The organism is Serratia proteamaculans (genome assembly GCF_008830365.1).
Classification (GTDB): Bacteria; Pseudomonadota; Gammaproteobacteria; order Enterobacterales; family Enterobacteriaceae; genus Serratia; species Serratia proteamaculans.
This window is the reverse complement of the sequence record NZ_WBKI01000002.1, coordinates 753952-767601: the sequence shown is the minus strand read 5'-3', so window position 1 is coordinate 767601 and position 13650 is coordinate 753952. Positions and strand designations below refer to the sequence as shown.

13 protein-coding genes are annotated in these 13650 nt (G+C 55.4%); 6 read left to right on the top strand and 7 right to left on the bottom strand.

Annotated elements, in window-relative coordinates:
* Positions 1-33: 33 nt before the first annotated feature.
* The 4 genes from F8R23_RS12650 to F8R23_RS12635 form a co-directional block, all read right to left on the bottom strand.
* Positions 34-321 (bottom strand): HigA family addiction module antitoxin, encoded by a 288-nt coding sequence (locus F8R23_RS12650; protein WP_112363951.1) that lies wholly within the window; start codon positions 319-321, stop codon positions 34-36.
* On the bottom strand, positions 321-599 hold the full coding sequence (locus tag F8R23_RS12645; RefSeq protein ID WP_129935995.1) for a type II toxin-antitoxin system RelE/ParE family toxin: 279 nt from the start codon (positions 597-599) through the stop codon (positions 321-323). The genes F8R23_RS12650 and F8R23_RS12645 overlap by 1 nt, the downstream gene beginning before the upstream one ends.
* A gap of 91 nt (positions 600-690) precedes the next feature.
* Positions 691-954: a hypothetical protein gene (locus F8R23_RS12640; RefSeq protein WP_129935993.1), complete on the bottom strand. Its 264-nt coding sequence runs from the start codon at positions 952-954 to the stop codon at positions 691-693.
* A 131-nt stretch (positions 955-1085) separates the two neighbouring features.
* Positions 1086-2351 (bottom strand): mechanosensitive ion channel family protein, encoded by a 1266-nt coding sequence (locus tag F8R23_RS12635; RefSeq protein ID WP_129939028.1) that lies wholly within the window; start codon positions 2349-2351, stop codon positions 1086-1088.
* Between the two features lie 249 nt (positions 2352-2600).
* Between F8R23_RS12635 and malZ the strand changes: the two genes are divergently transcribed.
* The gene (gene malZ / locus F8R23_RS12630; protein ID WP_151415682.1) at positions 2601-4424 is read left to right on the top strand and encodes a maltodextrin glucosidase; all 1824 of its coding nucleotides are present in this window, start codon (positions 2601-2603) and stop codon (positions 4422-4424) included.
* Positions 4425-4488: 64 nt separating this feature from the next.
* On the opposite strand, the gene ggt is transcribed toward malZ, so the two are convergent.
* The 3 genes from ggt to F8R23_RS12615 form a co-directional block, all read right to left on the bottom strand.
* On the bottom strand, positions 4489-6252 hold the full coding sequence (gene ggt, locus F8R23_RS12625; protein WP_129939026.1) for a gamma-glutamyltransferase: 1764 nt from the start codon (positions 6250-6252) through the stop codon (positions 4489-4491).
* Between the two features lie 229 nt (positions 6253-6481).
* The gene (locus tag F8R23_RS12620; RefSeq protein ID WP_012005499.1) at positions 6482-7084 is read right to left on the bottom strand and encodes a peroxiredoxin C; all 603 of its coding nucleotides are present in this window, start codon (positions 7082-7084) and stop codon (positions 6482-6484) included.
* Positions 7085-7313: 229 nt separating this feature from the next.
* Complete coding sequence (locus F8R23_RS12615; RefSeq protein ID WP_129935985.1) at positions 7314-7895, bottom strand: ACP phosphodiesterase; 582 nt, start codon at positions 7893-7895, stop codon at positions 7314-7316.
* A gap of 245 nt (positions 7896-8140) precedes the next feature.
* Here F8R23_RS12615 and queA point away from each other — a divergent pair, with 245 nt between their 5' ends.
* The 5 genes from queA to secF all read left to right on the top strand — a co-directional run bounded on the left by queA (position 8141) and on the right by secF (position 13626).
* On the top strand, positions 8141-9211 hold the full coding sequence (queA, locus tag F8R23_RS12610) for a tRNA preQ1(34) S-adenosylmethionine ribosyltransferase-isomerase QueA (RefSeq protein ID WP_151415681.1): 1071 nt from the start codon (positions 8141-8143) through the stop codon (positions 9209-9211).
* A gap of 72 nt (positions 9212-9283) precedes the next feature.
* The gene (gene tgt, locus F8R23_RS12605; RefSeq protein WP_085115431.1) at positions 9284-10408 is read left to right on the top strand and encodes a tRNA guanosine(34) transglycosylase Tgt; all 1125 of its coding nucleotides are present in this window, start codon (positions 9284-9286) and stop codon (positions 10406-10408) included.
* A 33-nt stretch (positions 10409-10441) separates the two neighbouring features.
* Positions 10442-10774 carry a preprotein translocase subunit YajC gene (gene yajC / locus F8R23_RS12600; protein WP_012005503.1) on the top strand — a complete coding sequence of 111 codons (333 nt, stop codon included), beginning with the start codon at positions 10442-10444 and terminating at the stop codon, positions 10772-10774.
* Positions 10775-10799: 25 nt separating this feature from the next.
* A complete protein-coding gene (gene secD / locus F8R23_RS12595; protein WP_129935981.1) occupies positions 10800-12647 on the top strand; it encodes a protein translocase subunit SecD in 1848 nt (615 codons plus the stop codon).
* Positions 12648-12657: 10 nt separating this feature from the next.
* Positions 12658-13626 carry a protein translocase subunit SecF gene (secF, locus tag F8R23_RS12590; protein WP_012005505.1) on the top strand — a complete coding sequence of 323 codons (969 nt, stop codon included), beginning with the start codon at positions 12658-12660 and terminating at the stop codon, positions 13624-13626.
* The last annotated feature ends 24 nt before the right edge of the window (positions 13627-13650 follow it).

Here is a 13650-nt window from a genome sequence, read left to right as displayed (position 1 = left end):
GGTGTTTTTTTATCGTAAGTTCAATAGTGCCCGTTACGCAAAATCCAGTTTACGTAGTTTTGATACATCGATAGATTGTCTGGCGTGCCACAGGTCGTAAGCATCCTGCATTCCCATCCATACCCGTTCTGAGCTGCCGATAACTATCGACAAACGGATAGCCATCTCTGGCGAAATATCCGATTTGCCGGTAATAAGGCGCTGTACCGTTGATGGTGCTACGTCTAACGCTTTAGCCAGACCACGAGCGCTGAGGTTTAATGTCTCCATGGTTTCTTTTATCAGTTCTCCGGGATGCGGCGGGTTAAACATTTGAGTCATTAGTGATAATCCTCATAGTTAACGATATAGACGTCACCCTCTGTCAGCTCAAAAGTGATTCGCCAGTTACCGGTTACAGTTATTGACCAGAGCCCGATTCGATCGCCCGTTAACGAATGCAAAAAGAAACCAGGGAGAGCCACATCATTGATTTCCTTGGCCAGGTCCAAGACGCTCAAACGGAGGCTGATTTTTTTCGCCTGTTTGGTATCGATACCCGCCGTTGAACCGGTTTCAAAAAATTTCTTTAGTCCTTTATGCCTGAAGCTTTTTATCATCCTGAAGGCTCCTTGGGTGTTGCGCTATACGCATCATAGTTCTGTGCCGCGTATGACGCAATGAATTTGACTGTTTTATAACCTCTTTCGTTTAACGTTTTTCCTCTGGCTCATCGTCACCGGAGGAGCGAGCTTCGATGCGCAGGCTGCTGTCGTTCAGTCGTTCTTCCTTCCCTTCTCCTGCTGCGCGAGCCAGAACTTCGCGGATATCCTGCATATTGCTGCTCAGGGCGCTCAGTGCCGGCTGCAAGGTCCGACTCATACGGCTTTCGTCCAGTGAAGCGCTGTGCAGGCAGCCAATAAACAGCAGCGTGGCCAGCAGGGTAAACAGCCGGTGGCGTAATGATTTCAGCAATCCTCTTTTCCTTCTGCGGGCGATAATCAACGCATTAACGCGGTTTTTATGCCGAAAGAGAAGCGAACCGAGACATCCGTTGCCCCTGGGTTGATAGTCATTACCGGCTGAAACAGTTACGTCAGCCTGCGTCAGGAAATCTCCGTCGTTTGTCGCACTTGGCTAAGCATGCTGCGCATGTCGTTGCCGGTTGGCGTTTGGTGCACCCGCAGATCGAATTCGTTAATCACCGCCAGAATATGGTCAAAAATATCCGATTGAATACTTTCGTATTCAGCCCAGACCGTGGTGTTGGTGAAGGCGTAAATCTCCAGTGGCAATCCTTCCGGCAGCGGGGCCAGCTGGCGCACCATCAGCGTCATATTCTGATGAATATTCGGGTGGGCGCGCAGATACGCCACCAGATAAGCGCGCAGCGTACCCAGGTTGGTCAGGCGGCGGCCGTTGAGGGGGGAACTGAGATCGACGGCAATCTGCTGGTTATGTTGGCTTAACTCCTGCGTTTTATCGTTCAGATAGCGTTGCAGCAGCGGGTTGCGGTTCAGCCGTTGCTGCTCTTCGTCCGACAAGAAATGCACGCTGGTGGTGTCGATATTGATGCTGCGCTTGATGCGACGTCCGCCGGATTCGGACATTGAGCGCCAGTTCTTAAAGGAATCGGAGATCAGCGCGTAGGTCGGGATGGTGGTGACGGTATTATCCCAGTTGCGTACTTTTACCGTGGTCAGGCCGATGTCGGTGACCGCACCGTCCGCGCCGTATTTCGGCATCTCCAGCCAGTCGCCAATGGTCAGCATATCGTTGGCGGAAAGCTGAATGCCGGCCACCAGACCGAGGATCGGATCTTTAAACACCAACATCAGCACGGCGGTCATCGCCCCCAGACCGCTGAGCAGCAGCAGAGGTGACTTACCCATCAGCAGGGATACGATCATGATGCCAATCAGAATGGCAGCGACCAACTTCAGCCCCTGGAAAATCCCGCGCAACGGCAACTGGTTTGAAATCGGGCTTTGGCGCAGCATCGCCAACAACGTATCCAGCAGGGAAAACAACGATAACAGGGCGAATCCCATGATCCACACCTGGGCAGCGGTGACGATAATTGCCTGGGTCTGACCGCCAGAGTGCAACCACAGCACCGCCTGCAAATTAATGATCACCCCTTGCAGTAACAGCGCCATGCGCTGGAACAGCTTGTACTGGGTGATTGCCTGTTGCCATACGCGCTGCGATTGCTGACCACGACGTTGGATCGCCTTCAGTACCACGCGGTGCAGCACCAGATGGATCACCACCGAAATCAGGACAATCAGCCCCAGCACCATCAGCAGAGACATCACCCCGCTAAATTCCAGCCCGAACTTCTCCAGCCACAGGGTTATCTGTTGTTGCATTACCGCTCCTTTAAAAAATGTGCAAAAAATATCCAATACACTCAAAACACGTTAGCCTAATGGCTGCGGGCCATAATGTGCGTCTTTTTACCCTTTTTTACATAGGTTTGCCGCTGACCGACTATCTCCACCCCCCGGCTCCTCCCCGAGTTTACCGGCCAGAGAGGAGGGGGACTGGCACTCAACGTGGCATTGTTCGTGGCATTGAATAACGTCGTCGATTTCGTTTTGTACAGCAGGAGGAAAGTCATGCTTAACGCCTGGCATCAACCGGTCCCGCCCTTCGTGGTGAAGAAGGGGCAGCGCCTTGATATCACGCTGTGGTTACAGGGGGAGGATTTACCCGAACGGGTATTTTTACGTGCCGAACCGGATAATGAAGAATGGCTGCTGACGATGAAAGTACAGCAGATTGACGGGCTGTATCGCTATCAGGTCAACCTGACGCTGAATGAGGGTGAACCGACCCGCCGTTACTGCTTCAAGCTGGTTTGGGCCGATCGTCAGCAATGGTTCGGCCCCCAGGGCTGGTCGGTGACGCCGCCGGGGCAACTGGCACAGTTTGCTGTCGATATGCCCGACAGCAGCCCTGCCTGGGTGGCGGATCAGGTTTTCTATCAAATTTTCCCCGATCGTTTTGCCAGTAGCGGGGGTGAACATGGCATTCAGAACGGCCGCTATCGTCATCATGCGGCCGGTTGCGATGTAGTGCGCCACGATTGGCAGCATCCGCTGGAAGACCACCATGCCGCGTCCACCTTCTACGGTGGCGATTTGGAGGGTATTAGCCAAAAACTGCCTTATCTACAGCAACTGGGCGTGACGGCGCTGTATCTGAATCCAATTTTCACCGCACCCAGCGTGCATAAATACGATACCGAAGACTATTACCAGGTCGATCCCTATCTCGGCGGTAACGCTGCCCTGCAGCGTTTGCGAGTGAGTACTCACAAGGTGGGAATGAAACTGGTGCTGGATGGGGTGTTTAACCATACCGGTGATTCGCATCCGTGGTTTGACCGCCACCAGCAAAGTGATAACGGTGCTTGCCATCACCCCGATTCACCGTACCGCGGCTGGTTCAATTTCTACCCCGATGGCCGCGCGCTCGACTGGAAGGGTAATGCCAGCCTGCCGAAGCTCAATTTTGCCGAGCCGCAGGTGGCAGAGGCGATTTATCGCGGCGACGGTAGCGTGGTGCGTCACTGGCTGCGGCCGCCGTACAGCATTGACGGTTGGCGGCTGGACGTGGTGCATATGCTGGGCGAAAACGGTGGCGCCACCGGCAACCTGCAACATCTGGCGGGCATTTATCAGGCGGTTAAACAGGAAAACCCGCAGGCTTACGTGCTGGGCGAGCATTTTGGCGATGCGCGTCGTTGGCTGCATGCCGGTGTGGAAGATGCCGCGATGAACTACATGGGCTTCGCCCTGCCGGTGCGGGGTTTCCTTGCCGGGCTGGACGTGGCGCACCACCCGGTGCAGATGGATGCGGCGGACTGTGCCCAATGGATGGACGACTACCGGGCCGGGTTGCCGCATGGCCGCCAGTTGATTCAGTTTAACCAGCTGGACAGTCATGACACTGCGCGCTTTCTGACACTGCTGCAGGGCAATCAGGCGCGGATGCGCATGGCGGCGGTGTGGCTGATGTGCTGGATCGGCGTGCCTTGCTTATATTACGGCGACGAAATTGGCCTGGATGGTGCCAACGATCCGTTCTGCCGCAAGCCTTTCCCGTGGGACGAAAGCCAGTGGGATCAGCGTCTGTTGGCCCTGTGCCAGCGCATGGCAGCACTGCGTAAACAGAGCCTGGCACTGCGTCGCGGCGGCTGTCAGGTGCTGCATGCTGCGGCAGAAACACTGATATTTGTGCGTCTTTATCAGCAGGAACAGGTGTTGGTGGCGTTACAACGTGGCGGGAGCGGCAAAGTGACGTTGCCGCACAGCCCACTGCTGACGGCAGGCCAATGGCAACGTCTGGAAGGGGACGGTGAGTTGAATAATGAGCTGAACGCTATCGCGCTGCAGTTGGGCGAGGAATCGGTGAGCCTGTGGCGGCGGGTAGGGTAAGGCTGACAGGGGCCGATTTTCCGACCCCTGGATAAGTTAGTGGGCGTTCACACGCCCAGTTAGATCAATAACCTACGGCGGAACCGGCCGGACGACGAACGTCGTTGGCACCGTACAGGTAGCCTTCGCGCACCTTGCCGGACACCGCAGAGTCATTGCCTGAGTTAGCCGGGCTGACGCCTGCCGCACCTGGCAGGCCAACCAGAATCAGTTCGGCAGCGCCCCAGGGGGTTTGTTCAACCATTTTGTAACCCATACCGCTGAGGATTTTCAGCGTATCGGCAGAAACCCCACGCTGTTCGTAGTAAACCTCATCCGGCAGCCATTGATGGTGAATGCGCGGCGCATCGACAGCTTCCTGCGGTGCCATGCCGTGGTCGATCACGTTCAGTGCGGTCTGCAGCGTGATGGTGATGATGCGCGAACCGCCCGGCGAGCCGAGTACCATAAAGATTTTATTGTCTTTGGTCACCAGAGTCGGGCTCATTGACGATAGTGGGCGCTTACCGGGGGCAATGCTGTTGGCGGTTCCCTGCACCAGCCCATAGAGGTTTTTCTCACCCACTTTGACGGTGAAGTCGTCCATTTCATCGTTGAGGAAGAAGCCGGTCCCCGGGGCGATCACCACCGCGCCAAAACGACCGTTGACGGTATAGGTGGTGGAGACGGCGTTACCCTGATGATCGACAATCGAGTAGTGGGTGGTTTCCGGCTTCTCGTGGGGTTCCATACCGGGTTGCACGTTCTCAGACGGCGTGGCCTTGTCCGCAACGATTTTCTTGCGGATCTCTTCGGCATAGCTCTTGCTGACCAGTCTGTCGATCGGGTTCTTGATGAACTCCGGGTCGCCGAGGTAGGTATTACGGTCCATATAGGCGTGGCGCATGGCTTCGGTCATGGTATGGATGGCCGCCGCCGAATTAAAGCCCATGTTTTTTAGATCATAACCTTCAACCACGTTGAGGATTTCGCACAGCGTCACGCCGCCGGAGCTGGGTGGCGGGGCCGAAACAAATTTATAACCGCGATAGCTGCAGGTAATCGGTGGGGTTTCGGTGACTTTGTAATTGGCGAAATCGGCTGCGGTCAGGATGCCTCCGCCCTGTTTGGCTGCTGCCTCAACCGCCTGTGGAATTTTACCTTTATAGAAGGCATCCGGGCCGTCTTTGGCGATGGCCTCCAGCGTATTGGCCAGGTCGCTTTGCACCAGGCGATCGCCCGGCTGCAACGGCGTGCCGTCCGGGTGCAGGAAGATCCGGGCAGATTCCGCATCCTGTTTAAAGCGTGCGATGGTGGTATCGAGGATATCGGTATCGGCACGGGTCAAAACAAAGCCCTCGCGTGCCAGTTTGATCGCTGGCTCCATGACCTGCTCGCGGCTCAGTTTACCGTATTTTTTGCGTGCGGTTTCCATGCCCAACACGGTGCCCGGCACGCCCGCAGCCAGATAGCCGTACAGGCTGGCGCCTTTCTTCACGTTGCCTGCGGCATCCAGATACATATTGGCACTGGCCGCTGCCGGCGCGGTTTCACGGAAGTTGATAAAGGTGTCGGTGCCGTCGGCCAGGTGCACCGTCATAAAACCACCACCGCCAATGTTGCCGCAGCAAGGGTTAACTACTGCCTGTGCATAGCCGACGGCTACGGCGGCATCAATCGCATTGCCGCCCAGCTTCAGGATATCCACGCCGACCTGCGAGGCCAGATGTTGCGATGTCACTACCATGCCGTTTTTGGCTTCGACCGCCGGATTGGATGCGGCATACAGGCTGCTGCTGACCAGCAGCGCCGCCATGGTCAGCGGTTTGCTCCATTTTTGTAAAAACATAGTTATTCCTACCCTGTCAGTTTTCTTATTGTGTTTGGCTTGCCTCTCCAGCTGTGCAAAGAGCGGGCCAGCGTTATTGATACTAGTCAGAGTTTAGGGATAGCGCGGAGAACAGCCGGGTAAATGTGAGCGGAAACAAGGAAATGAAGCACACAATGGAGGCGGTTGCCCTAAAAAAGGGCAAAAAAAACCGGCCGCGAGGGCCGGTTGATACACTTGCAGGCTGAAATTACAGCTTGGAAGCGTTCTCAGACAGGTATTTAGCTACGCCGTCCGGAGATGCGCCCATACCTGCTTTGCCTTTTTCCCACTGAGCCGGGCAAACTTCGCCGTGTTGCTCGTGGAATTGCAGCGCGTCAACGGTACGGATCATTTCGTCGATGTTACGGCCGATTGGCAGGTCGTTAACAACCTGAGCGCGAACCACACCGTCTTTGTCGATCAGGAAAGAACCACGCAGGGCAACGCCTGCTTCTGGGTGCTCGATGCCGTAAGCTTTCTGAATTTCACGCTTGATGTCAGCAACCATTGCGTATTTCACTTCCCCGATGCCGCCATTCTCGACTGGGGTTTTACGCCATGCGTTGTGGACAAATTCTGAGTCGAATGAAACGCCAACCACTTCAACGCCACGCTTCTGGAATTCTTCATAGCGGTGATCGAAAGCGATCAGCTCAGAAGGACATACGAAGGTGAAGTCCATCGGCCAGAAGAACAGTACGGCTGGTTTGCCGTTCAGGTGCTTCTTGAAGTTGAAGTTTTCTACGATTTCGCCACTGCCAAGTACGGCAGCTGCAGTGAAGTCAGGGGCTTGACGAGTTACCAGGACCATAATTACTCCTGTAATAGGTGTTAAGGGGTTGATGTAAAAGCAAGGGCCAGTATAGGGGCCACGACTTAGTGAAGAAAGGGTAAAAGACCAATCAATGAGATAGCTTTCACCTATCAAAGTCGGTGATTAAATTTAGCAGTCTTTAAAAATAACCTTTTCCCATAAAAGGGCAAGGCTTAAAAAGCAATTTCTTGTAAAGCATCGCATTTTCAATGGCTTTGGCTTGACCTTACAGCTTCTTGTCTTTGGCCTGCTCCATCATCTGCGGGTAAAACTGCCAGAATTGTGTTTCAAGCTGATGATAGTTGCGTTCCACGTCGGCGAAAGAACCGGCCAGTGCGGCAAGGCGCGGACGACGGCTGGCCATGCCTGCCAGCACGTTGCCGATAAACGGCAGCTCGGCGTAGCGTTCCAGCCAGCGTTCCGGCCATAAATAGCCGTTCAAATTCTGAAAACGCGGCGGCGTCAGCGCTAAATGCGGCACGATCTGGCTGCGGGCGTGCTGGGTAAACCCCTGCAGGCTGAGAGAGGGCTCCAGTTGTTGCCAATGGCGCGCCAGGAAGTGATCCCACACCACGTCCAGCGTGATGGGGGACACGCGCCGGTGCTCATCAGAGAAATACGCGCGGCAGGCCTTTACCTGCGGCAGACTGTCGGTCAGAACATCGATGCGGCGGTGCATCATAATGCCGGCCACCACGGCGGGATCGTACTCGCCTGCGGGGTTGCCGCGCACGAAGTCGGCCAACAGATTGCCCAACAACGAGCTTTCCGCCAGTGAGGCTAAATGGAGATGAGCGAGAAAATTCATTCGGCAACTATACCTGAAGTCATGCAAATCCTCCTTATTTCTTGCCGCTGACCGCCCGCAGCTTTAGACTAGGCCGCCTGTTTTTTTTGACCAACATACCCGTCGCCTTTCAAGCCGCAGTGTTGTTGGCTGCACTTACCCACCCCAGTCACTTACTCCAGTAAGCTCCCGGGGATGAGCAAGCTGGCCGCCTAACTGCAACTTGAAATTCATAGGGTATATACAATGAAGAAGTGAATAGAGCCATGCGCGTCGCCGATTTTTCGTTTGAACTTCCCGAGTCCCTGATTGCCCACTACCCTCAACCTGAACGCAGCGCTTGCCGTCTGCTGCAGTTGGACGGGCCGAGCGGGGAGCTTAAGCATGGCGTATTCACCGATTTGCTGGATAACCTGGAAGCCGGCGATCTGCTGGTGTTCAACAATACCCGGGTGATCCCGGCACGCCTGTTTGGCCGCAAGGTCAGCGGCGGCAAGATTGAAGTCCTGGTTGAGCGCGTGCTGGACGACCATCGGGTGTTGGCGCACGTTCGCGCCTCGAAGGCCCCCAAACCGGGTACCGATTTGCTGCTGGGTGACGACGAAAGCATCGCCGCGACGATGGTCGCCCGCCACGATACGCTGTTCGAACTGCGCTTTAATGATGAGCGCGACGTATTCACTATCCTTAATGCCGTCGGCCATATGCCGCTGCCACCGTATATCGATCGTCCCGACGAAGACGCCGACCGCGAACTTTATCAGACGGTCTACAGCGAGAAACCGGGCGCCGTAGCGGCACCAACCGCCGGGCTGCACTTCGATGAGCCGCTGCTGGCTGCACTGCGTGAGAAGGGCATTGAGATGGCGTTTGTCACCCTGCACGTGGGCGCGGGCACCTTCCAGCCGGTGCGGGTGGAAACCATCGAAGAGCACGTCATGCATGCCGAATACGCAGAGGTGCCGCAAGAGGTGGTTGACGCAGTTTTAGCCTGCAAAGCGCGCGGCAAGCGTGTGGTGGCAGTTGGTACCACTTCGGTACGTTCTCTGGAGAGCGCCGCCAACGCCAGCAAAGAGGCATTGATTGCGCCGTTCTTCGACGACACCAGCATCTTTATCTTCCCGGGTTACCACTATCAGGTGGTTGACGCACTGGTGACCAACTTCCACCTGCCGGAGTCGACGCTGATTATGCTGGTTTCCGCCTTTGCCGGTTATAAAAACACCATGCATGCCTATCAGCAGGCGGTGGCCGAGCAGTACCGTTTCTTTAGCTATGGCGATGCGATGTTCATCAGCCGTAACCCGCAGGCGGAGCAAGAGTCCGTCGGCGCCTGATTTCCTGGGCTGCGCATCTGGCGCAACCCTGTTTTAACGACATCAGACTGTTTCTCTGATGCTGGAGGCTTTGTGAAGTACGAATTAGACACAACCGATGGCCGCGCCCGCCGTGGCCGCCTGATTTTTGAACGTGGCGTGGTGGAAACCCCAGCCTTTATGCCGGTCGGCACCTACGGCACGGTAAAGGGCATGACGCCGGAAGAAGTGAAAGAGACCGGTGCGCAGATCCTGCTGGGTAACACCTTCCATCTGTGGCTGCGCCCAGGGCAGGAGATCATGAAACTGCATGGCGATCTGCATGATTTCATGCAGTGGCATGGCCCGATCCTCACCGACTCCGGCGGCTTCCAGGTGTTCAGCCTGGGCGCGATGCGCAAGATTAAAGAAGAAGGCGTTCATTTCCGTAATCCGATTAACGGCGATAAAGTGTTCCTCAGCCCGGAAAAATCGATGGAAATCCAGTATGACCTGGGTTCCGACATCGTCATGATCTTCGACGAATGTACGCCGTACCCGGCAGACTGGGACTACGCCAAGAGCTCGATGGAAATGTCCCTGCGCTGGGCGCAGCGCAGCCGTCAGCGTTTTGACGAACTGAATAATAAGAACGCTTTATTCGGCATTATTCAGGGCGGTGTTTACGAAGATTTACGTGATGTATCAGTAAAAGGGCTGGTGGATATCGGTTTTGATGGTTACGCTGTGGGCGGCTTGGCAGTCGGTGAGCCAAAAGAGGATATGCATCGCATTCTTGAACATGTTTGCCCGCAAATTCCGGAAGATAAGCCACGCTACCTGATGGGCGTGGGCAAACCGGAAGATCTGGTTGAAGGCGTGCGTCGCGGTATCGACATGTTCGACTGCGTGATGCCAACGCGTAATGCCCGTAACGGTCATCTGTTCGTGACTGACGGTGTGGTAAAAATCCGTAATGCCAAGCACAAGGATGATACTTCTCCGCTGGATAAAGACTGTGATTGCTACACGTGTCGCAATTACAGCCGCGCCTACTTGCATCATCTCGATCGTTGCAACGAAATACTGGGTGCCCGATTGAACACCATTCATAACCTGCGTCACTACCAACGCCTGATGGCGGGTTTACGCGAGGCCATTGAACAGGGTAAATTAGAGCTGTTTGTTGCGGATTTCTACGGTCGGATCGGTAAACCGATTCCACCTTTAAACGCTTGAATTAATAATTGATAACTTAATGAGGGAATTTCAATGAGCTTTTTCATTTCTGACGCCGTCGCATCCGCAGGAGCTCCGTCTCAGGGAAGCCCGTACTCTCTGATCATTATGCTGGTGGTTTTTGGCCTGATTTTCTATTTCATGATCCTGCGTCCACAGCAGAAACGCGCTAAAGAGCACAAGAAACTGATGGACTCGATCGGCAAGGGTGATGAAGTGCTGACCACCGGTGGCCTGATTGGCCGCGTGACCAAAGTGGCTGACACCGGCATTATCGCTATTGCGCTGAACGACACCACGGAAGTGATGATCAAGCGTGACTTCGTGGCGGCCGTTCTGCCGAAAGGTACCATGAAGGCCCTGTAATTTTGTTTTCCCGAAGGGAATTGCCGTGCTAAACCGTTATCCTTTGTGGAAGTATCTGATGCTGATCGTAGTGATCATCATCGGTCTGCTTTATGCGCTTCCCAACCTCTATGGTGAGGATCCGGCTGTACAAATCACTGGCGCGCGCGGTGTCGCCGCCAGTGAAACTACGCTGGACCAAGTCCGTACCGTATTAGAAAAAGACAAGATCGCGAGCAAGTCGATTGCGCTGGAAAATGGCGCCATCCTGGCTCGCTTTAGCAATCCTGATATTCAGCTGCGCGCGCGTGAAGCCTTAATGGCGGAGCTGGGCGACAAGTTCGTGGTGGCGCTGAACCTGGCCCCGGCCACGCCGGCCTGGTTGGCCATGCTGGGCGCCGAACCGATGAAACTCGGTCTGGACCTGCGCGGTGGCGTGCACTTCCTGATGGAAGTGGACATGGACACTGCGCTGAGCAAGCTGCAGGAACAGACCATGGACACCCTGCGCAGCGAGCTGCGTGAAAAGGGCATTCCTTATGCGTCTATCCGCAAGCTGGACAACAACGGCGTGGAAGTGCGTTTCCGTGACGATGCTGCCCGCGATCAGGCCATCAGCTACCTTGGCCCACGCCAACGTGACATGGTGTTCTCTGCCAACGGCACCAACACCCTGAAAGCCAACCTGACGGATGCCCGCCTGAGCGAAGCGCGTGAGTATGCGGTGCAGCAGAACATCACTATCCTGCGTAACCGTGTTAACCAGCTCGGCGTTGCCGAACCGCTGGTACAACGCCAGGGCTCTGACCGCATCGTGGTCGAACTGCCGGGTATTCAGGATACCGCACGTGCCAAAGAGATCCTGGGTGCCACTGCGACTCTGGAATTCCGTTTGGTTAACACCAATGCGGATGCTACTGCGGCAGCCAACGGGCGCGTGCCGGGCGACTCCGAAGTAAAAGACACCCGTGAAGGCCAGCCGGTTGTGCTGTACAAGCGAGTGATCCTGACCGGTGACCACATTACCGACTCCACCTCCAGCACCGACGAATATAACCAGCCGCAGGTTAATATCTCGCTGGACAGTGCCGGCGGTACCGCAATGTCCAACTTCACCAAGGACAATATCGGCAAGCCGATGGCGACCCTGTTTGTGGAGTACAAGGACAGCGGCAAGAAAGACGCTAACGGCCGTGCAGTCCTGGTGAAACAGGAAGAAGTGATCAACGTGGCGAACATTCAGTCGCGTCTGGGCAACAGCTTCCGTATTACCGGTATCGGCAACCCGAACGAAGCACGCCAGCTCTCGCTGCTGCTGCGCGCCGGTGCGCTGATTGCGCCTATCCAGATCGTGGAAGAGCGTACTATCGGTCCGACCCTGGGACAACAGAACATCACCCAAGGTCTGGAAGCCTGCTTGTGGGGCCTGGTGGCTTCCATCGTGTTTATGGTGGTTTGGTACCGTAAGTTCGGCATGATCGCGACCACGGCGCTGGTCGCCAACCTGGTGCTGATTGTCGGCGTGATGTCCCTGCTGCCGGGGGCGACGCTAACCATGCCGGGTATTGCCGGTATCGTGCTGACGCTGGCGGTGGCGGTCGACGCCAACGTACTGATCAATGAACGTATCAAGGAAGAGCTGAAGAACGGACGTTCCGTTCAGCAGGCGATCCATGAGGGCTATAAAGGCGCGTTCTCCAGTATCGTTGATGCCAACATCACCACTCTGATCACCGCGATTATTCTGTACGCAGTGGGCACCGGTTCGATCAAAGGCTTTGCGATTACCACCGCAATCGGTGTGGCGACGTCCATGTTCACCGCGATTGTCGGTACCCGTGCCATCGTCAACCTGCTTTACGGCGGCAAACGCATTAACAAGCTGTCTATCTGAGGAGTGCGTTGTGGCACAGGATTATACTGTTGAACAACTCAACTACGGCCGTAAAGTCTATGACTTTATGCGCTGGGATTACGTGGCCTTCGGCATCTCGCTGTTGCTGCTGATCGCGTCAATCGCCATTATGTCGGTGCGTGGTTTTAACTGGGGTCTGGACTTCACTGGCGGTACCGTCATTGAAATCAGCCTGGAACAACCGGCCAACCTCGATCTGATGCGTGATACGCTGGAAAAAGCCGGGTTCCAGGACCCGATTATTCAGAACTTTGGCAGCAGCCGTGACGTGATGGTGCGTATGCCACCGGCGATCGGCACCGCAGGCCAGGAACTGGGTAACAAAGTAATCAGCGTGATTAACGACTCGGTCGATAAAAACGCCACGGTGAAGAGGATTGAGTTCGTCGGCCCGAGCGTGGGCACCGAACTGGCGCAAAACGGCGGCATGGCGCTGCTGGTAGCGCTGATCTGTATTCTGATTTACGTCGGTTTCCGCTTCGAATGGCGCCTGGCGCTGGGGGCGGTTATCGCGTTGGCGCACGACGTGGTCATCACTCTGGGCGTGCTGTCGTTGTTCCATATCGAGATTGACCTGACTATCGTCGCATCATTGATGTCGGTTATCGGTTACTCGTTGAACGACAGCATCGTGGTTTCCGACCGTATTCGTGAGAACTTCCGCAAGATCCGCCGCGGGACGCCTTACGAAATCATGAACGTGTCGTTGACCCAGACGCTGAGCCGTACCTTGATGACTTCCGGTACCACCCTGATGGTGGTTCTGATGCTGTACATCTTCGGCGGCGCGATGCTGCACGGCTTCTCTCTGGCTATGTTGATTGGTGTGTCTATCGGTACCATATCCTCTATCTACGTGGCGTCCGCGCTGGCGTTGAAACTGGGTATGAAACGCGAACACATGCTGCAGCAGAAAGTGGAAAAAGAGGGCGCCGATCAGCCTTCGATTATGCCGTGATTCGCCCGTGAGTTGAAATACGAT